The sequence below is a fragment of the Haematomicrobium sanguinis DSM 21259 genome (assembly GCF_000688395.1).
GTDB classification, from domain to species: domain Bacteria; phylum Actinomycetota; class Actinomycetes; order Actinomycetales; family Micrococcaceae; genus Haematomicrobium; species Haematomicrobium sanguinis.
Window position 1 is genome coordinate 104,476 of the sequence record NZ_JIAG01000004.1, and the last position, 19,620, is coordinate 124,095.

A 19,620-nucleotide genomic window follows, 5' to 3' on the forward strand; every position below is an offset into this window, starting at 1 on the left:
GTCCAGTGTTACAACCCAGACGTGCGCTAGCGCATGTCAATCACGCCGGTACCCATCTCAATGGTCTTGGTCGTCGCTGCGATTGCCGAGAGCAACGGAAACGGCGACGCCTGCTGCTTCGCAAAGTGGTGCACGCGGAAGTACGCGCCCTGCATGCCGAGCTTTTCAGCCTCCTGTGCAAGCTCCACGGCCTGCACTGTGGCCTCTTTGCCGGTTCGCGTCATGGAACCGGGAACATTCCCCCAATGCCCAAAGGACAAGAATCCAAGTTTATTCATATTCATATAATTCGCCGTGGACCGAATGTATTCCGCAGCCCCGAATTGAGGCGAGCTTATGGCACAAAGCCGGGTACACGCCGTCGTAATTCAGGAGGCGACCGGACGCGAAGGCGCGCCGCGGCGAGAACGGTGACGCCCGCGACCGCGCTTACGCCGCGACAGGATCGCGAGAATGAGGATCCACAACCAGCCGAGGAACGCGAGGCCCACCAGAATTGGCGCCCACGGGAGCGGGAACGGGGCGTCTTCGGTGGCTTGCTCGCTCACCTCGGCCGGAGTGTCAATGCGCTCACCGGTCACCAACAGACGGTGCGAATTCACCGGCACCGGGGTGCAGGTTATGAGGGTGACCAGGTCTTTGCCGGGCACGTTCTGCAGTTTGTCGATGTCTGTGGGGACCACGGTTTCGATGCTGTTGACTCGATAGGTCATCACTCGGCCGTAGGTGGAAATGGTGAAGATGTCGCCCTTTTTCACCTTGGGCAGGTTGTCGAAAAGCGTCGATTCGGGCAGGCCGGAGTGCGCCGTAATCACCGAGTGCGTGCCCGCGCCGCCCACTGGCAGCGAGGATCCGTAGAGGTGGCCCGCGCCCTTGCGGAGCACTTCTTCGGTAGCTCCGTGGCGGATCGGCAGGTCCACGTTGATGCTCGGGATGCGGACCCGGGACATCACGCCGCCCGGGTCCAGGGAGAGTTGGCTCAAATACTCTTTCGCTTCGGAGTCGAGCTTGGGCATGCCGCCGCTGGAGGTATTGGAGAACGGGTCCACGATCAGGCCGGAGGCATCGGAGCTGTTGTATTGCTCTGCTTTAGCGAGCTCGGCGGCCAACTGTTCTGGCGTGAACTTGTCCATTGTTTCGCCGTAGCTGGCAATGGAGTTGCGTTCCTTCACCGCCGAGAGCCAGCTAGCGGTCGCGGGGTAAAGGAAAACGAGGACACCGGCGAGTGCGATGGTCGCGATAATGAAGCGCTGCCACGTGGAGCCGGAGTTCTGGCTTTTGGCGGGATTTTCCGAGGGGTCCTCGCCGGGTACGTCGGAGGTATCGGCGGCCGGGGGTGCCTCGATGACGCTCATGCGCGTTCTCCCTTGTGCGGTAAAGCCGGTGTCCTGAAAAGCATTGTAGGTGGCCACGTGTTTCCGTGGTCACCAGGGGGGTTGTGGGGCCCAGTCGTTGACTGGGCCCCACACTTATCTCATTTCCTGGGGGGATATGAGAGCTCTTGTTAGGCGTTAGCCTTCTTCTTGGAGCGGTTGACCACGTAGAAGCCAACAGCAACCAGGATGAGGCCGCCACCAATCAGGAAGAAGTACAGGGTGCCTGCGCCACCGGTGAACGGAAGCTCAAAGCCGCCGTTGTCCTTGGTGTTCTTCACGGTGATCTCGATGGTGTCCTTGTTGTAGTCGGTCACGGAAACCTCGAGCGGCTCGCTCAGCAGGGAGTATCCCTCGGGAGCCTTGGTTTCCACGATCCAGTAGTTGCGGTACTGGTCCTCGGGCAGCTCGGCGCCGTCGGCCCAGTTGCTCAAACGCAGACCCTCGATGGAGAGGCGGCCGTTGGCATCCGTGGTCCAGGTGTTCTGGCCGTTGACGCTGATCGCGTTGGTGCCGTTCTTCGCATCTTCTTCGCTCGGGTAAACCTTGAACTCGGCGCCAGCAAGCTTGGTGCCGTTAGCCGCAGCGTCAACCTTTTCCAGGTCCAGCGAACCGAACTTGGTCTTCACTTCATTCGAAGGGATACCGTTGATGTTCGAATCGTTCGGGAACAGGGTTGCCTTGTTGCTGATTTCGCCGTCTTCACCGAGTTCGCGGACAGTGGTGGTGATCTCGACAACGACCTTAGCGTTAGCGTTGGCCTGCTTGATCGTGTTCAGCTTCTCGCGACCAGCCTGAGTGAAGTCCACGGTCACCAAACCGTTTTCCTGGGTGACGGTGTAGTCGGTGCCTTCTGCGATAGCGATGTCGCTACCCTCGATGCTCACAGCGGTGGACACGTAGTCCAGGCGAGAGTCCAACTGGTCGGTGATGGTGTAACGGGAAGTAGTGCCACCGGCAGGGATCGCGCCCTTGATGGTGAAGGTCACTTCGTCGCCGAGCTTGATGGAATCTGTGTCCTCAACGGACTTCTCAATGGTGTCCACGTTGTTCTTCGGGTACACGTTGACGTCATACAGCCACTGGTTGCGGTTGTTCGGATCCGAAATCGGCAGGGTGACCAAGAATGGCTCGATACCGGTGATACCGCTGGCGAGCTGATCGTCGGTCAGTTCTTCGGTGACAACGTAAAGGCCGAGCGGCAAGTTCTCAAACTTTGCCAGGCCGTTCGCGTCAGTGGTGACCTCGACGGCGGCGTCACGGCTCATGCCCTGAGCGTCCTCGGCGCTCAGGCCAGCAACCTGCTCCCAGCCAGCGTTGGTGGTCAAGTCGATGTCGGAAACGCGCTCCACCTTGAACTTGATCCCGGAAAGCGGGTTCAGTCCCGTGGTGTCCTGAGCGGTACCGTCACCGGGCTCACCCTGCTTGACGGGCTGCTCGAACTTGTGCACGTTCAAGGTCGCGGTCTTGCTTGGGTCGATCAGACCCGGGTTCATATCGGCGGCCATTGCTGGTCCGGCGATCCCCACCATGGCAAGCGCTGCAACGAGCAGGCCGGCCAAAGTTCTGCGCACGGTGCGCAGGTGCGAGGCGACGTTCATGGTGTCTCTCTTTCTTTTGTTTTCTATGGGTAAGGAGGTAAATCTAGGTGGTGCGTTTGCGCACACGCAGGGTGAGCGCCACCGCGAGGGCAACAATCAAGAGCCCGGCGATCGTAAAGATCGCTGTTCCGCGTCCGCCGGCGATGGGTAGCGTGATCGCTCGCTGGTCAAATACTTTGACCGTCGGCGGATCTTGCTGAAGTTCGACGACGCCACTCACCTCGGGTGAGGAGAGCACCAAAGTGCCACTTGAGTTTTGCGAGACGTCGAGTTGTATCGCTTGAGCGAGAAGATTGTGGCCCGCGGGTGCCTTGGTTTCTTGCAACCAATAGCTGCCCGGGGAAATGTCGGTGATCTGGAAGGTCCCGGTACCGGTGGCGGTGATGGTTCCCACCTGTTCGCCAATGGCACCGTCCTGGTTCAGGCTCAGCATGAATTCCGAGCCGTCGATGAGCGCAGCCTTGGACTGGCTGGCGGTTGCGAAACCGTACTTTTCCAGGTTGATGACGATTCGGGTGTTCACGATGTCACCGATCGCAACGTCGATGCTGGTGCCGTTCACGGTGACTGGGTACTGCGCGGTCGATTTCAGGTAGCCTTCAGGCGCCTTGGTTTCCACGAGCGTGTAGTCGCCCCATATGAGGTCCTTGACGCGCAGTGCGCCGGCGTTGGAATCGGCGTCATTGCTGCCATTGTCAATGACGGCGACGACGGTTCCGGCCGAGTCGGTGAGTGACCATTCGCTTCCGGCCAAGGCAGCGCCCTCGCCATCGACCTTGTTCCAGTTCACTTCACCGGTCACCGGGTTTGTGGTGCAGTCATCGCTGTCCAGCTCACACGTTGTCGGCGGCTTTTGCCCCGGGTTGATCAGGAAGTTCGCCAGGGTGGAGTCGCCGCGCTTATCGACCGGGTTGACGGTGACCTTGTAGGTGAGCGTCACGGTGGCACCGGGTTGGATGGTGCCGCCAATCACGATGCGCTGACCGTTCTCATCTTGAACGTAGTAGACCGTCAGGCCGCTGTCGCTCGGGTCAAAGACTAGTTGGGGGGAACCGCTGGAATCGCGCACGAACTCGGCGTCGTCAAGGACCCCGTTGAGGTAGTCCTCACGGTTCACTTGTCCCGGGGCCTTACCCGTGTTCTTGAACTCAATGGTGTAGGTCAAGACGTCTCCGGCGTTGACGAACTCGCCGTCCTTCTTGCCCTCGAGCTGCTTCTTATCGGAAACGTTGGGGGCACCGACCGTGACCGTGGCACAGGAGTCATTGTTCTTGAGCGTGTCATTGACCGGAATGCACGCCAGGTTAGTCAATTCCTTGGTGCCATCCGCCTTGTTGGCGTACTTGACGCGGTAGGTGAGCTCGACGCTCTGACCGGCGGCGAGGGCGCCGGACCAGTTCAGCTTCTTTGCGGTGGCGTCAAAGGTGGGGTTGGTTGCGGTTCCCGCCGGGTCCACGTACCGCGCGGCGAGCGAGGACGTCACGAGATCGGCGTCGTCGAGCACCTTGGAGAGGTCATCTTCAACAGACGCGGGAAGGCTTGCAGTGAAATTGCCGGGCCCCGCATTGGTGACGCGGACGGTGTAGGTGACCTCATCGCCGTCGTTATTCACGACCGTCTTGTCTGCGCTCTTCTGAACCGTCAATCGAGGCAGGTTTAAGGTGACCTCCGCGCACGTTGCCGGCTGATTGGGCGCGCTCGCGCAGGCGCGGCTGTTCATCACACCGTCGCCGTTGTTGTTGGTCGTGACGGTGTAGGTGAACTCCACCGATTGCCCGGCCTTCAGCGCGCCATTCCACTCGAGTGCACCCGCCTTGAGCACCGGTGCAATGGCCGTTCCGTCGGGATTGAGGTAGCGCGCGCTCGGCGCACCTGGGCCGGACGCGGTGAGGGTAGCATCGTCAGAAATGCCTGCGAGATCGTCGCGGAACATGGCGGGATTGTCGGTTGTGTAGTCACCCGTGCCGGTGTTGGTCATCGTGACGGTGTAAGTCACTGGGTCGCCCTGACGAAGCTCGGTCTTATTGGCCTTCTTCGTGATGGTCAGTTTGCGCACGGTAAAGAACTCGACCTGCGCGCAGTTAGGGGCGTTCACACCGACCATGTTGACGACGTTGACGTCCGGGCAGTTTTGGTAGACCTTCGGGCTCGGGTCGCTTGGGGCAGGGGTTGCCGAAGTGACGTCGACAGAGAAAGTGCACGAGACCTGACCCTGATTCAAGTCGCCCTTGACGCTGATGTTGCTCTGACCCGGGGTGGCGGTGAGCACGCCATTGGGGCACGAGGTGCGGATGTTTGGCGGGTTCGCAACCGCTAAGCCTGACGGCAGGTTATCGGTGAACGACCAGCCCTGCTTGGAGGCAAGCTCGCTGGTGTTGGTCACGGTGAAGGTCAACGTGGTGGTTCCACCTGCGGGTACGCGGGCATCCTTGAAGGACTTATCGAGTTGGGGGTCGCGTCCAGCACCTTGATGTTGTCGAAGGCGCCGTCGTTGCCAATCCCGGTTCCGGTCTCGTTTTTCATACGGATACCGAAGGTTTCACCCTTGATCAAGAACGAACCATCGGCCGCGAAAACACCGGCCTTAACCGTGTTGTCTCCGGATCCGTATGTCTTTGCGCGGCTATCCGTACATGGGTTGATGGCATTGGTCGAAACGGGGATCTCGGTTCCAGCGGAATTGACGATGTAAAAACGCAGCTTCGGCGGAGTGGCGATCGATACAGCACACGATGTGGCCGCAGCATCCACCGAAAAGGTAATGAATCGGCCAGACTGAGCTAGGGAAAGCGGAGTACGGGTTTCAAACTCTACTTCGTTGTTCCGCCCGTTTCCTTCGGTAAAGGATGCCACAGCAGCATTCGCCCTGGGGTCGCTCATACCGTTCAGTTGACCGATGGCATTGATCAAGAGCTGGAGCTTTGTGAACGCACCAGGAGCATAGTAATTTCCAAGCGCGTTGCAATCGCCGATTTGCCGTGACGAATAGCCATCGACAATGAAGCCATTGCAGTTTGTTCGGCTGCTCCAATAGTTCGAGGACGAGTATCGCTCACCCGTAGCGCCTACATAATCGCGCAACAGAATATTGGAGCCGCGAGCGCGGTTTTGGAAGTCCTCCGTAAAGACGCTTTCCGGATCGCTCGGCACGCCCGGATTTCCTGCAGCCATCGGCAAAATGACACCGGAAGACGGCGAAATCGGCGCGGCATACGTCTGGGCAGAGAAGGGAAAGAACGTGAGGAGACCGGCTGTAAGCGTGGCGATGAGCGTCGTCGCGAATGACGCCACCAACAGCGTGCGCGAACGCTTACGCCCCTTGGCGCGCGCGTTCATTGCACATGCGATCTTCACAGTCACCGTCCCCGTGGCTCTGTATGCTCGGAACGACCGAGCGAAGCGGATAAAGATTTATGTTCGGTCAACCCAACTTGATTATTCGCACAGTGCTCCCCGTTTTGGCGCGCAAAGATCAACTGTAGCGGTCACGAATAGGCCAATCTTGGCTGGAAAGTGCGGAATCAAGAAGTGAGCAGAATGCCCCCATGTCCCCCCGACAGATTCAATACTATCGGGCGATAGGTGATCCTGTCACCTTTTGTGTCCGAGCTAACACATGAGAACGAAACTCATCTGGCCGAACCGTTACTATCCCTTTCTTCGGCGCACCGAAATTGCTAGTGCGGTGGCAAGAATCAACAGTGCCGCGCCGCCTGCGATATACATCCACGCGCCCGATCCGCCTGAAATAGGCAGGGTGATCGTCCTTTGGTCATACACCTTGAGAGTGGCGGGTCCCTGCGTCACTTCGGCGACGCCGTCCGGGCCATCGGTATTAATGACCAGCTCACCGGCATCCGACTGCGTGAGCGTGATCCCAATGGGCTCGGCGAGCAAATTGTGACCCCGAGGCGCTGTGGTTTCCACTACCCAGTATTTGCCGAGCGAGAGACCGCTCAGTTCAAACTTGCCGACGCCGCGCGAGTCCACGGTGCCGACTTGATCGCCGGGCGCGCCACCTGCGTCGGTGTAAATAGCAAAGCTGGACCCGTCAATAAGTTCGGGCGTGGATTGCCCTCTCTCGGCAAATCCGTATTTCTCTAGATTCACCAGGATCTTCTTATTGTCGATCGGCATCGGCGTTGGCGAGCGAAGGTTTATCCCGTCTACGGTAACGGTTGCAGATTCGCCTTTCAACGGCAAGTAGCCGGCGGGCGCTTTCACTTCCGTCAAGGTGTACGTCCCCCAGACGAGGTTTCCCACTTCAAAACCACCGGGGCTGGCGTCGATGTCGAGTAGACCTTGTTGGTTGCCGCTGTAATCCGCAATCTCTTTGGAGTAACCGTTGGGGCCATCCAGCCGCCATACCGAGCCAGCAAGTCGCTGCTTCGTCGCGCTATCGAGCTTTTCCCAGCGAATCGAGCCAGGCAGATCCTGATTGATCAGAGTGCAATCGGTCAGTTTGTAGCGTGGCACGTTGACGTTGACCGAGCCGGACGCGTTCGGAGTGAAAACTTGCTTAGCGCCACCGCTCACGGTGCACTCGACCTGCTTAAGCCGGTACCCCGGTTTCGCAGTTTCGCTAATCGTAAAGGTCCCGTCCTTGACCAACTTCTCTTCGCCGCTGGCAAAGTTGATGGTGGCATCCGAGCCGCGCTTCGCAGTGAGTTGCCAGGTGCTCGCATCCCGTGGCGCACCGTACTTCACGTCGAAAGATTTTGTCAGTTTCAACTTGGTGGGGATTGGCGTGTTCGTGAACATACACTCAACTGCCGCGCCCTCGGTTTGGCCGGACGCAATCTCCGGTATTTTCACAGTGCCGCGCGCAGCGGTGCCGCTTGCGATCACGTTGTTTCCTACCTTGCATTCGTAGGTAGTGGTGTACCCGGTCGCGACATTGCCGCCCACAAGCTTTTCTTCAATCACATAATTTGCACCCGCACGCACAGGAAACGGCCCGGCAAACTGATCCTGAACGCCATTGGCGCTTCCCTCAGTGCGCGCGCTGGTTACCGCCGCAGTGTCGCCTTCACGAGTAAAGCTCAAATCAAACTGATCCGTCGACTTATCGCGACCAACAATATCCTTCTTAACTGTGAGAGTAGGCGGTGAGACGCAACTTGCCAGGTCGCTGGAGTTAGTGAGTGACGTGGTCACAGAAGATATCTTGGTCCAGGTACTCGGGTCGTACTTTTCCATGATCTTGCCGGAGGCAAGCATCACCGTGCCGTCTGCGTTGAACGAGATTCCGGTGACCACGCCCATCTCGGTGGGGCGCAGGGCAGTGGCTGACGCCGGGAATCGATAGTTCGGATCATTGCGCCCGCTACCCTGGGCGTCGCGAATGGTTTTTGCGGTCACAGAAAACACCGCGACTTGCTTATCTGGACCCATGACCACATAGAGGTTTCCGTTGGCATCAAAAGCCATGTCACCGTTGGCGGGCTTCATGGTGAGTTCGGTATCGAAGTTCCCCAGCGCAGAAATGTTTCCAGTATTTGGGTTATAGGACCAAAGATAAAACTTCCACGTCTCGGTCTCCGATCCTCGAGAATATGCCCCGAAGAGGAAATTGCCAGTGACCAGGTCCACCGCTCCTGCCACAATTGTTTGATTTGCGGGGAATCCTGGAGCTGTGGTCAAGGGACCGACGGTCCAGCCCGTTTGGGGTGTATACGTGCCGATGCGCATACCCGTGAGATCGTCCCCGTATTGCGCAATGGAGTAGGCGGACTGACCATCGCGCCCAATTCCCAGCGCGTTAGCGCTTCGCGTGTACTTGGGTGGGAACACCCAATGGCCCACGAGAGTCTGTTGGCCGGTTGGACTAATCCTCCGGACTTCACCGGACAAGGGCTCGTTATCTACATAAATGCCACGAACGGTATACGTATCCCCCGCGTTGCACTGAAACACGGACGGCGCCGCCAACATTGGCTGCACCAATCGCTCCGCAGAGGGTTTCGGCGAGGGCAAAGTGGCTGACGGGGTTGGCGCAGGCTTAGCCGACTCTTCAGGAACGTCCGCAGAACTTGACGTTGGGGTGGGTTCAACTGTCGGCGGCAAGGTTTCCGCAATCGCCGCAGACGGCGCAATCAGTGCAGTCAGTAGAGCCGCAAGAATGCCAATCCTCTTAAGGCGATTACCCGCCATATATCCCCCCTTGAGATCGAGCACATCTGGCGCGCCGACTCTTGGTCACGACAGAATCTCGAAGTTCCATACAAAAAACAGTTCCGTTTCCAATCACAAACACTCTGGTTCGCAAGGCCGAACATCAAACGCCCACAGCGGGCGCAACTCCTGAAAATTACACAATAGCGGATGCACGGTTGCAGGTGCAGACAATGTGACAGAAGCGACAACGACCCTAGCCGAACTCTCACGTTCGTTGCCGCCGTTGCCTGGAAGCGCAGTGGGCCCCGTCGGGATCGAACCGACGACCTGCGGATTAAAAGTCCGATGCTCTACCAACTGAGCTAGAGGCCCCTCCAGTCCGCGCGCCTTACAGTGTCCTTTGGCGCACAAAATGGACAACCCAACTCTACACGAGCACCCCGGCTCACCTTAAACCGAGGCACCCCAATTTAAGGTACGACGGCGCGCCAAGGCTTGGCACGCCGTCGTACGTTTTTAATGACTCACCTCGAGCGACGGGAGTATCGTCGGAACATGAGCAAAGACGAGCAACCCCGACCCCGGCGGCCGCGCCCCTTCGCGCCGGCCGAGTTTGAGCCGTTTGCTGGCGGCGCGGATCCGGCGCGGGTGTCCGAGGCGGCGCATATGGCGGCGCAGGCGCTCGTGCATCATGGGCGGTCCAGCGATGACCCAGAAGTGACCGCGCGGCTCGTACGGCTGGCGGATGAACAGGGGCTTGAGGCGATCGCTGAGATGTGGGCGGAGTCGCCGAGCCGATCTTTGCCCGGTGCGCTGTGGCGGTTGTATGCGTTACGTGCGGCCGTGCAGAAGGAGCCCGAGCGGATGGCCGAATACTTCAAGGCCGGGCAGGCGCAACAAGACGTGTCCAAAGTGGTTGCCGGGGTCGCCGAGCCGCCCGGTTCCGAGGAAGTTGCGCGGATGGCGGACACCGTGTTGTCCGGGGCGTTTGACGGGGACTTTGATGTGGCGCTGGAGCGGTTTGCGGCGTTTTGCCGGATTGTGGCGGTGGGTCAGGTGAATCATGCCGACAGCGTTGAAGTGAGCAACGAGGCTTTCGCCACGAAACTGACGCGGAACTCGGATCAGTTGGTGCGCACGGCCGAGGATTTGGAAGCCGCGGCGGCCGCGTGGCGGCGAGGGGAGCTCGATTAGGGCTGCGCGCTCAAGTTTGAAGGGTTATTTCGACGTTGTAGGGCCGTATATGCCCCTATTTTGTCCAAACAACCCTAGAAAGTCGCTACGTCGCGAGGGTGGCGGTCGGGTGAGGCTGTGGCGGCGGGGCCGGGGTTGTCCACAGGTCGAAGGGTGGGATTGACACTCGGGCGTCAGAAGAGAACACTTTAACCAGTGTCGGGTCGTGGAACCCCCGGGCTTCAACAAATAGCCGCTTCGAGCGGCCTCTCGCCGAGAGGCGTACCCGGCCCGACACTTCAACCGCAGTTTTCGCGGTGCAACTGGCAAAGCGCAAGTCGTAGCGCACACCTTGTTGCGCAAAACCGTCAATAGGTGCCAGCACTCAATTTTCTCTCCGTCCTCACGGGCACCCGCTTTTACCCGCGCCGCAGGCGACTCTAACCGCGGAAAAGTTGTCCCAGATCACCGAAGTTGGCCGGAATTCCGCACACTTTTGTTAATCTGCGACAACTGGGAGGGGTGGGGGTGCCGGCAGGGAATGGGCGGCAAGGTGGCGTGAGAATCGGGGTGCGCAGCGGGACCGAGCAAAGTTCGTCACACTGCTAAATTCTGGCGGATTCAGATACTCTCATAGCGTGATGTTTTGCGAGCCTAGCCCCGGCGCGAACACCCGAGAGGCGTGAGGCGTGAAGTTCAAATTCTTCCCCGAGGACCACAGGTCTCTGGAGATTCTCTCCCGCATGGCGACCGAGATCGTCACCGCGGCGCGAAGCATCGCGGAACTACTCGGTATGCCCTCGAGCAGTTACACCGCGGTTGCAGAACACGTCCACCAAAACGAGGCCACGGTTGCCGACCACTTCTTTGCGCTTCTCACCCACATGCGCACTAGCTTCGTCTCGGCGTTGCCGCGCGAAGACATTTACGAACTTGCCGTGCTCTTGCACTCCTCCATCCAACGCCTCGAATCCACAGCGGATCTCATCGCCGCATACAAGCTGAACCGACTCTCCAAACGCGCCGCCGAGCAACTCGAGATTGTGATCCGGCAAAGCGAGCTCACCTCGAAGGCGATGAAAAACCTTGGCAATCTTGACAAGCTAGAGGACTATTGGCTGGACATGCTTCGCCTTGGGCATCGCGCCGCGAACACCCAGCGGCAGTGGTTGGTCGAGATCACCGAATCCGGGCGATCGCACAGCTTGGCCCAACAGCGCGACATTGCCGAAGAACTGTTGCAGTCGTCCAAGGCATTGAACTCGATCTCGCTCGCGGTCGGCAAGATTCTCGTTAAGGAATCGTGAGCGGCGAGTGATCACCGCACTCTTTATCGCCGTGCTGATTGCGGCGGCGGGTTACGCCTTTGTCAATGGCTTTCACGACGTCTCAAACACGGTGGCGCCGGCGGTGCGCACCCGGGCGCTGAGCCCTCGGGCAGCGGTGATACTGGCGGCGGTGTTCAACGCGATTGGTGTGCTGAGCGCAACCGGAATCGTCACCGTCTTTCTCTTTAGCCTTGGCGACTTCCCCAGCGGAAGCACCGCACTCGGAATGCTGTTGACCGCAAGCGTCGCCGCCATCGGATGGGGACTGATCACCTGGTGGTGGGGCATCCCCTCCTCCTCCACCCAAGCGCTCATCGGCGGCCTCGTCGGAGCGCTTTTTGCCCACTCGCTGGTCGGCGAAACGAGACACTTCGATTACGTCGGCTCGCTCTGGCTCACCATCATCCTGCCCCTCTTCCTCTCCCCCGTCCTGGCGTTTGTCCTGGGTTTTCTTGCCGTGATCCCGGTGCTGTACTTGGTGCGCCACTCTTCACCCTCACGCACCAATTCGCGGAGCAGGTCCACACAGGCGGTACTGTCCGCGGCGTTCGCGCTCGGGCACGGCATGCAGGACGGGCAGCGCACGGTTTTGATTCTGGCTCTCGCCCTGGGCGCGGTGGGACTCGCGACGCCCGGGACCATACCGCTCTGGACGCAGATCTTCGCGGCCGGTTTTCTGGCGCTCGGAACACTCTTAGGCGGTTGGAAGATTTCCTACACGCTTGGCTACCGGCTGGTGCGCACCGACCCGCCGCGGGCCATGAGCGCGCAAGCGGTTTCCACCGGAATGCTGCTCGCCGGGGCGCTCGTTTTCCACCTGCCCATTTCTTCTACGCACACCCTCGCCTCGGCGCTCGTGGGCACCGGGATGACGCAACGATTCTCCGGGATTCGCGCGAAACTCTTGGTGCGCATGGTCACGGTATGGCTCATTACCGCACCCGTCGCGGCGCTTATTTCCGGCGTGCTCTACCTCGCGCTCAGCCCGCTACTGAGTTAGCGAGCCAACGAATACTGAGTTAGCGAGCCAACGAACTTTCGGCGGTTTCCCCGCCAGGCCGCCGCGGTGAGCACACGAAAACGCCCCGCACCGCGCATGGGGTGAGGGGCGTCGTCGTACATCAAAAAATTAGTTATCCGAAGCGGCCGGATACGTAATCCTCGGTGGCCTTTTCGGTGGGGTTATTGAAGATGGTGGTGGTGGCGTCATATTCAATGAGTTTGCCGGGTTTGCCGGTGCCGGCGATGTTGAAGAACGCGGTTTTGTCCGAGACGCGCGCCGCTTGCTGCATGTTGTGGGTCACGATGACGACCGTGTATTCGCTCTTGAGCTCGTTGATCAGGTCTTCGACGGCGAGGGTCGAGATCGGGTCGAGGGCGGAGCAGGGCTCATCCATCAGGATCACTTCGGGTTGCACCGCGATGGCGCGGGCGATGCACAGGCGCTGCTGCTGGCCGCCGGAGAGTCCGGAGCCGGGCTTTTCGAGACGATCCTTGACCTCGTTCCAGAGGTTGGCGCCCTTGAGCGAGCTTTCCACCAGGTTGTCCGCATCCGACTTGGAGATGCGCTTATTGTTCAGCTTCACTCCGGCGAGGACATTGTCGCGAATGGACATGGTGGGGAAAGGGTTGGGGCGCTGGAAGACCATGCCGATTTGGGTGCGCACGGCGACCGGATCGACGCCCTGGCCGTACAGGTTGTCTCCGTCCAAGAGGACCTCGCCCTCGACGCGAGCGCCCGGGATGACCTCATGCATGCGGTTGAGCGTGCGGAGGAACGTGGACTTGCCGCAACCGGAGGGCCCGATGAACGCGGTCACCGAGCGGGGCTCAATATTCATGCTCACGCCTGCAACGGCCAGGAAGTTCCCGTAGTACACGTTGAGGTCGGTGACATCGATTCGCTTTGACATGTTTTTCCTTCTGCCTTATCGGCCAGTCTTAGGAGCGAAAATCTTGGCAATAATACGGGCAATCAAGTTCAACAACATCACCATGATGATCAATACCAGGGCTGCGCCCCAGCCGCGCTGCAGGCTCGGTTCAATATAGGTCGGCGAGGTCGGTGTAATGAATTGCGTATAGATAAACGTCGGGAGGGAGGACATCCATCCCGCGAAGGCGTTGAAGTTGATCGCGGTGGCGAAACCGGCGGTCACTAGGATCGGGGCGGTCTCACCGATGACGCGGGCAATGGCCAGGGTCACGCCGGAGGCGATGCCGGAAATGGCGGTCGGGATGACGACCTTGGTGATGGTGCGCCACTTTCTGACGCCGAGGGCGTAGGAGGCTTCGCGGAGTTCGTTCGGGACGATCTTGAGCATTTCCTCGGTGGAGCGGACCACGACCGGGATCATCAGCACCGTGAGCGCGACCGAAGCGATGAAACCGGTCTTGGTGCCGGGGCCGAAGATCATCGCGAAGAGTGCGACGGCGAAGAGACCGGCCACGATCGAGGGGATACCGGTCATGACGTCGACGAAGAAGGTGATGGCGCGGGAGAGCGGGCCGCCCTTGGAGTACTCGACGAGGTAAATTGCGGTTAATAGGCCGATCGGGGCCGAGATGACGGTGGCCCAGAAGGTGATCAGCAGGGTACCGATGATGGCGTGGTAGGCGCCGCCCAAGACCGGGCCGCCGTCTTTGACCGCATTGTCTTGAACACCGGTCACGCCGTTCATGGACTTATTGAGGAAGCCGGGGTCCAGCAGTCCGGGGATGCCGTTTTGGAGGACGGTCCACAGGACCGAGACCAGCGGGAGAAGCGCAACAATGAAGGCGCCGTAGATCAGGAAGGTCCAGAATCGGTTGCTCGCCTTGCGGCCGCCTTCAACAATGCCGGTGACAGCAGTTGCTGCGATGACAAAGACAATCGCTGACCAGATGATCAAGGAGACCGGACCGAAGCCGACAAGCGCCGAGATGGCGGCGCCGATCACGAGAGATCCGGCGGCAACTGCCCAGTGACCCCACTTGGGCAACTGGTTACGTGTGAGCTGAGACTTGCGGCGAGTCAGGGTTGCGGAGGACATTTAGTTTGCTCCCGAGAATTCTTTGTGACGGGAAATGATCCAACGGGCCACCATGTTGACCGCGAGGGTGATGATAAAGAGGACAAGGCCTGCGGCAATCAGTTCGCTCAGGCGCATGCCGAAAGCTTCCGGGAAGTTGAGGGCGATTTCGGCGGCAATGGTTTGATTGCCGGCCTTGATGAGGCTGGCGATCAGCACACCCGGGGAGAGCACGAGCGCGACGGCCATGGTTTCACCGAGCGCACGGCCGAGGCCAAGCATGACGGCGGAAATGATGCCGGGGCGGGCAAATGGGAAGACGGCCTGCTTGATCATTTCCCAGCGGGTGGCGCCCAGGGCCAGGGATGCTTCCTCGTGGAGCTTGGGGGTTTGCAGGAAGATTTCGCGGCTAATCGAGGTGATGATCGGGATGACCATGACCGCAAGCACGATTCCCGCAGTCAACAGAGTGCGGCCGGTTGCCGAGGCTGGGCCGGCGAAAATCGGGATCCAACCGGCGTTGTCGGCGAGCCAGTCATAGACCGGGACCAGGCTCGGTGCCAAGAAGGCGAGCCCCCAGGCGCCGTAGACGACGGACGGGATGGCGGCGAGCAAGTCGATCACATAGCCGAGGCCGGACGCGAAACGGCGCGGGGCGAAGTGAGAGATGAAGAGGGCGACGCCGATGGCGATGGGCGTTGCGATGATGAGTGCAATGGCGGCGGCAATGAGCGTGCCGATGACGAGCGGGAAGACGTAGGTCCAGAAGCCCTCGCCGCCGCTAGCCTTGGACGGGTCCTGAGTGAGCGCCGGCAGAGCCTGCCACAACAGGAAGGCGGCGACCAGGAACAGCACCACAAGAATGAGAACACCGGCGGCGAGGGATGCGCCGGAAAAAATCTTGTCCCCGGCACGGTCTGCGGCGGACGTCTTGGTGAGCGAGGAGTTTAGAGCCAACTCTGTTCCCTTTGAACGTCAGTGATGAGTGTTATGGGTGTGATGAGCACCCCAGTACATGAGAAAGGGTGGCGCTCCGGCACAACCGGTGCGCCACCCTCTCAAATGAATTACAGCTTACTTGGCAACCGTAATCGAGTCGATGGAAGCCTTCACCTTCTGCGAGAGAGCATCGGAGAGCGGTGCGTTTCCGGCGGCAGCCTGTGCAGCCTGCTGGCCCTCGGCGCTGGTCACGTAGTTGCCCCACGCCTTGACCAGGTCAACGGTGTTCTGATCCTTGTAGGCGGAGCAGAAGATCTGGTAAGAAACCAGAACCAGCGGGTAGGTGCCGGGCTCGGTGGTCTTGCGGTCCAGCTTGATGGCGATATCGTTTGCCGGGCGGCCCTCGGTCACCTGCTCGGAGACCTCAATGGCCTTCGCGGCGGCTTCCGGGGAGATCGGCACGAACTCTTCGCCGACCTTGAGCTGGGCGGTACCAAGGTCGCCAACAGCGGACTCATCCGCGTAGGTGATGGCGCCTTCGGTGCCGGTCACCGCGGAAACCACGCCGGAGGTCTTTGCGGCGGCCTCGCCCTGCAGGCTGGAGGGCCAGGTCTGGGACTTCTCATCGGTCCACACCTCGGGGGCAACCGCGCTGAGGTAATCGGTGAAGTTCTCGGTGGTGCCGGACTCATCGGAGCGGTGAACCGGAGTGATCTTGGTGTCAGGGAGGGTGGTTCCCTCATTCAGGGCGGCGATCGCCGGGTCATTCCAGTTGGTGATCTCACCGCGGAAAATCTTGGCGATGGTTGCCGCATCCAGCTTCAATCCCTCTACGCCAGGCAGGTTGTAAGCAATGGCGATCGGGGAAATGTAGGCGGGAACGTCGAAGCCGCCGTCGGGGCCGCACTGTTCCTTGGAGGAAGCGAGTTCCTCTTCCTTCAGGAAGGCATCCGAACCGGCGAACTGCGCCGCACCGGAGAGGAACGCCTTGCGTCCTGCACCGGACCCATCCGGGGAGTACTGAACCTGGGCACCGGAGTTAGCCGAAGCGAAGCCGGTCTTCCACGCTTCCATGGCGGAAGCCTGGGTCGAAGCGCCGATACCGGTCAGAGTGCCGGTGACGCTGGAGCCGTTGTTGTCGCCGGCGGGAGTGGTAGAACCCGAGCCAGTGCCGGTGTTCTCATCGCTGCCACACGCGCTGAGCGTGAAGGCGAGTGCGCCGATGGACAAGACTGCCGCCGCGCGGCCAAAGCGAAGAGACTTCACAAGTATTCCTTCCAAGGTTGACTTAGTCATTCAAGTCGATTCGTCCGCGCCGGGCGCGGACTGCGGGGGTTTACGCTTTGACGCTATGCCCGCTAGTTAACAAATCTGATCGGGCAAGGTGAACTAAAGGTTAACGCCAATCGGATTCTTGGCAGGAGTGCTTAAAGTCACTTGACGAATGAGCCAAAGGGGAGCAGGCATAAACTTGGTGGCGTGACCATCTCCTCGCGCGCCAAGCAGTTTGCGGCTTTTGCACGCAACCGAACTTTGGTGGGATGGCGCAGGGCCGCATCCAGCCTGATCCCTGCTCTGCAAATGACAGTGGGCGCGGTCACCGCGTTCTCTATTGCCGAATACGGCCTGGGGCATACCGCCCCGCTCTTTGCGGCGACCACCGCGATCATTTCGCTTGGTTTTTCCCGGGATTCGCGCCTCAGGCGAGTTTTCGAAGTTGCCATTGGCTGCCTATTTGGAATTCTCATTGGTGAGGCCCTCATCCACGTTTTTGGGGCAGGGATCTGGCAGGCCGCCGTCGTGCTTTTTGTATCCATCATGTTGGCGCGTTTTATCGATGGGAGCCCGCTTTTCACCACGCAAATGGGTTTGCAGGCGCTCCTTGTGGTGTTGCTGCCGGCACCCGATGGCGGGCCGCTGACGCGCAGTTTGGATGCGGTGGTGGGCGGGGTCATCGCGGTGCTCATCACCATTTTGGCCCCGCGCGATCCGCGGCGGGAACCGCAGGGGAACCTCAAGGAGGTTGCCGACGAGCTGGCCGGGATCCTCAGGGAGAATTCCGGGGCGTTGCGCTCGGACGACGCAAAAGAGGCGTTCCATGCGCTGACGCGTGCCCGTAGCTGCCAGCCGCTCATTGATTCGACGCAGACCTCGCTGCGGCATGCCCGTGAGATTGCGCAGCTTTCACCAGCGTTTTGGCGGCATCGCGAGGAGCTGACGTCAATGGGAGATTCGGCGGAGTTCCTGGATTTGGCTGTGCGCTCCTCGCGGGTGGTGTCTCGCCGTGTTGCTTCGGTGATCAATCACGGTGCGGTGTCCCCCCAGGCGCGCGAACAGTTGGCCGAGATTTTTGATCTGGCCGCGGAGGCGACGGATTCGCTGGGGCGCGCGCTCATGGAGAAGACAAAGTCGGCGCGCAAGGCGAACGCGATCATGGCGCGCAATGAGCTTAGCGACGCGGCGGTGCGGCTGCATCCGCGGGAACTGTCCGTGGACGGATACGAGGGCGAAGCGCTGGTGCTGCTGATCCGGCCCATGGTGGTGGATTTGTTGCAGGCGACCGGGCTTTCGCACGAGGACGCGGTGCAGTTTTTGCCGCGGATTTAGGGGCTGCGGGGCATGAAAAAACTCAATGTCAGTGCGGGGGTTTAGCGTAGCGGTATGGCAAAAACACGGACCTCTTATCGCTGCATCGAATGCGGATGGAGCACAAGCAAATGGGTTGGCAGGTGTCCCGAGTGTCAGGCGTGGGGCAGCGTTGACGAGGTCAACGCCCCTAATTTAGGTACGACGGCGTCTTCCGCACCCGTGCGCGAAGCCTCACCTATCGCACAGATTGACGCGAGCGCGGCCGCGTTTAGAGCCACTGGAATCAATGAACTCGACCGGGTTCTGGGTGGGGGGTTGGTTCCGGGAGCGGTGATCCTACTGGCTGGAGAGCCGGGGGTGGGCAAGTCGACGTTGGCGCTGGATGTGGCCGCGCGGGTTGCCCGCCTGGATCACCGTGTCCTTTATGTGACCGGGGAGGAGTCTGCCTCCCAAGTGAAGCTACGGGCCGAGCGAATTGGGGCCGTTGCCGAGACGTTGCGGGTCAGCGCGGACACGGATTTGGGGCGAGCACTCGGGCAAATTGAAGCATTGGATCCGCATTTGCTGATCGTGGACTCGGTGCAAACCCTGGCAAGCGCCGAGGTGGATGGGTCTGCCGGCGGCGTGAGCCAGGTGCGCGAGGTCGCCTCGGCGCTGATCAACGCGGCAAAGAAGCGCAATACGACCGCGATACTCGTGGGCCATGTCACCAAGGACGGGTCGATCGCGGGCCCGCGCATGCTCGAGCACATTGTGGATGTGGTGTGCCACTTTGAAGGCGACCGGCATTCGCGATTGCGCATGTTGCGGGCAATCAAGAACCGCTATGGGCCCACGGATGAGCTCGGATGCTTTGACCTCACCGAGGAGGGCATTATTGGGCTTGCCGATCCGAGCGGGTTGTTCTTGAACCGGGGCGAGGACGCGATTCCGGGCAATTGCGTGACCGTAACCTTGGAGGGCGCTCGGCCGTTGCCGTTGGAGGTTCAGGCGCTGATGATCCCCTCTCCCGCGAATCAACCGAGGCGTTCGGTGAACGGGCTAGATGCTGGGCGAGTGGCGATGACGCTGGCGGTGATTCAAAAGCGGCTGGGCATGCCGGTATCCACTCACGAGGCGTACTTAGCAACCGTCGGCGGTATTCGGGTGAGCGAGCCGGCCATGGATTTGGCGGTCGCCATGTCGGTGATATCCGCGGGAAGCAACCGGCCCGTGGATCCCAGGACTGTGGCATTTGGCGAGATTGGGCTGTCCGGTGAAATCAGGCCGGTTCCCGGGGTCGGTCAACGTTTGCGGGAGGCGGAGCGGCTCGGGTTCACCCGTGCCATCATTCCAGCGCAGTCCGAGGATCCGGTCAAAGGGCTGAGCAAGTTCTTTGTAGTGGAGCGGGTGTCTCGATTAGATGCCGTGGTCCCTGTCATGATGGAGGAGAGGCGAGGCCCTAAACTGGAAGTTGTTGAAAATACGATGCCCGGTTATGGAGAGTGAC

General features: G+C 60.2%; 14 protein-coding genes, 1 tRNA gene and 1 pseudogene. 5 read left to right on the forward strand and 11 right to left on the reverse strand.

Translation table 11 applies throughout. The features are described 5' to 3' along the window. Positions 1-29 precede the first annotated feature (29 nt). From O148_RS0104775 to O148_RS0104805, 7 genes and pseudogenes are all read right to left on the reverse strand, one after another. A pseudogene (locus O148_RS0104775) lies at positions 30-278 on the reverse strand (LLM class flavin-dependent oxidoreductase); the annotation flags it as partial. A 90-nt stretch (positions 279-368) separates the two neighbouring features. Beyond that, entirely contained in the window at positions 369-1,355 is a 987-nt protein-coding gene (locus tag O148_RS14900; RefSeq protein ID WP_157374497.1) for a class C sortase, read from the reverse strand. A gap of 149 nt (positions 1,356-1,504) precedes the next feature. Continuing rightward, entirely contained in the window at positions 1,505-2,974 is a 1,470-nt protein-coding gene (locus O148_RS0104785; RefSeq protein WP_026530000.1) for a SpaH/EbpB family LPXTG-anchored major pilin, read from the reverse strand. Between the two features lie 43 nt (positions 2,975-3,017). Further along, entirely contained in the window at positions 3,018-5,369 is a 2,352-nt protein-coding gene (locus tag O148_RS0104790) for a DUF7927 domain-containing protein (RefSeq protein ID WP_026530001.1), read from the reverse strand. After that, complete coding sequence (locus O148_RS0104795; RefSeq protein ID WP_157374498.1) at positions 5,366-6,334, reverse strand: hypothetical protein; 969 nt, start codon at positions 6,332-6,334, stop codon at positions 5,366-5,368. The genes O148_RS0104790 and O148_RS0104795 overlap by 4 nt, the downstream gene beginning before the upstream one ends. 288 nt (positions 6,335-6,622) lie before the next feature. Next, the gene (locus O148_RS0104800; RefSeq protein ID WP_026530003.1) at positions 6,623-8,779 is read right to left on the reverse strand and encodes a SpaA isopeptide-forming pilin-related protein; all 2,157 of its coding nucleotides are present in this window, start codon (positions 8,777-8,779) and stop codon (positions 6,623-6,625) included. Between the two features lie 611 nt (positions 8,780-9,390). Continuing rightward, positions 9,391-9,463 (reverse strand) — tRNA-Lys (locus O148_RS0104805). Between the two features lie 183 nt (positions 9,464-9,646). Between O148_RS0104805 and O148_RS0104810 the strand changes: the two genes are divergently transcribed. The 3 genes from O148_RS0104810 to O148_RS0104820 all read left to right on the forward strand — a co-directional run bounded on the left by O148_RS0104810 (position 9,647) and on the right by O148_RS0104820 (position 12,592). Further along, on the forward strand, positions 9,647-10,285 hold the full coding sequence (locus tag O148_RS0104810) for a hypothetical protein (RefSeq protein ID WP_026530004.1): 639 nt from the start codon (positions 9,647-9,649) through the stop codon (positions 10,283-10,285). Positions 10,286-10,953: 668 nt separating this feature from the next. Beyond that, positions 10,954-11,571, forward strand: coding sequence for a DUF47 domain-containing protein (locus O148_RS0104815; RefSeq protein WP_026530005.1), 618 nt, complete (start codon positions 10,954-10,956; stop codon positions 11,569-11,571). A 7-nt stretch (positions 11,572-11,578) separates the two neighbouring features. After that, entirely contained in the window at positions 11,579-12,592 is a 1,014-nt protein-coding gene (locus tag O148_RS0104820) for an inorganic phosphate transporter (protein WP_051619847.1), read from the forward strand. Positions 12,593-12,725: 133 nt separating this feature from the next. Here O148_RS0104820 and pstB read toward each other — a convergent pair whose 3' ends face one another. The 4 genes from pstB to pstS form a co-directional block, all read right to left on the reverse strand. After that, on the reverse strand, positions 12,726-13,505 hold the full coding sequence (gene pstB / locus O148_RS0104825) for a phosphate ABC transporter ATP-binding protein PstB (protein ID WP_026530007.1): 780 nt from the start codon (positions 13,503-13,505) through the stop codon (positions 12,726-12,728). A gap of 15 nt (positions 13,506-13,520) precedes the next feature. Then, positions 13,521-14,624 carry a phosphate ABC transporter permease PstA gene (pstA, locus tag O148_RS0104830; protein WP_026530008.1) on the reverse strand — a complete coding sequence of 368 codons (1,104 nt, stop codon included), beginning with the start codon at positions 14,622-14,624 and terminating at the stop codon, positions 13,521-13,523. Beyond that, a complete protein-coding gene (gene pstC / locus O148_RS0104835; RefSeq protein ID WP_026530009.1) occupies positions 14,625-15,560 on the reverse strand; it encodes a phosphate ABC transporter permease subunit PstC in 936 nt (311 codons plus the stop codon). A 117-nt stretch (positions 15,561-15,677) separates the two neighbouring features. Then, on the reverse strand, positions 15,678-16,808 hold the full coding sequence (pstS, locus tag O148_RS0104840; protein WP_026530010.1) for a phosphate ABC transporter substrate-binding protein PstS: 1,131 nt from the start codon (positions 16,806-16,808) through the stop codon (positions 15,678-15,680). A 213-nt stretch (positions 16,809-17,021) separates the two neighbouring features. On the opposite strand from pstS, the gene O148_RS0104845 reads away from it, so the two are divergent. Both O148_RS0104845 and radA read left to right on the forward strand, forming a co-directional pair. Continuing rightward, positions 17,022-18,149: an FUSC family protein gene (locus tag O148_RS0104845; protein ID WP_051619848.1), complete on the forward strand. Its 1,128-nt coding sequence runs from the start codon at positions 17,022-17,024 to the stop codon at positions 18,147-18,149. A 54-nt stretch (positions 18,150-18,203) separates the two neighbouring features. Next, positions 18,204-19,619 (forward strand): DNA repair protein RadA, encoded by a 1,416-nt coding sequence (gene radA / locus O148_RS14905; protein ID WP_075204284.1) that lies wholly within the window; start codon positions 18,204-18,206, stop codon positions 19,617-19,619. Position 19,620 lies beyond the last annotated feature (1 nt).

What these genes read in the sequence shown, in the direction of transcription:
- O148_RS14900 (WP_157374497.1), bottom strand. Translation starts at nt 1,355, where the DNA reads ATGAGCGTCATCGAGGCACCCCCGGCCGCCGATACCTCCGACGTACCC.
- O148_RS0104785 (WP_026530000.1), bottom strand. Translation starts at nt 2,974, where the DNA reads ATGAACGTCGCCTCGCACCTGCGCACCGTGCGCAGAACTTTGGCCGGC.
- O148_RS0104810 (WP_026530004.1), top strand. Translation starts at nt 9,647, where the DNA reads ATGAGCAAAGACGAGCAACCCCGACCCCGGCGGCCGCGCCCCTTCGCG.
- pstB (WP_026530007.1), bottom strand. Translation starts at nt 13,505, where the DNA reads ATGTCAAAGCGAATCGATGTCACCGACCTCAACGTGTACTACGGGAAC.
- pstA (WP_026530008.1), bottom strand. Translation starts at nt 14,624, where the DNA reads ATGTCCTCCGCAACCCTGACTCGCCGCAAGTCTCAGCTCACACGTAAC.
- radA (WP_075204284.1), top strand. Translation starts at nt 18,204, where the DNA reads ATGGCAAAAACACGGACCTCTTATCGCTGCATCGAATGCGGATGGAGC.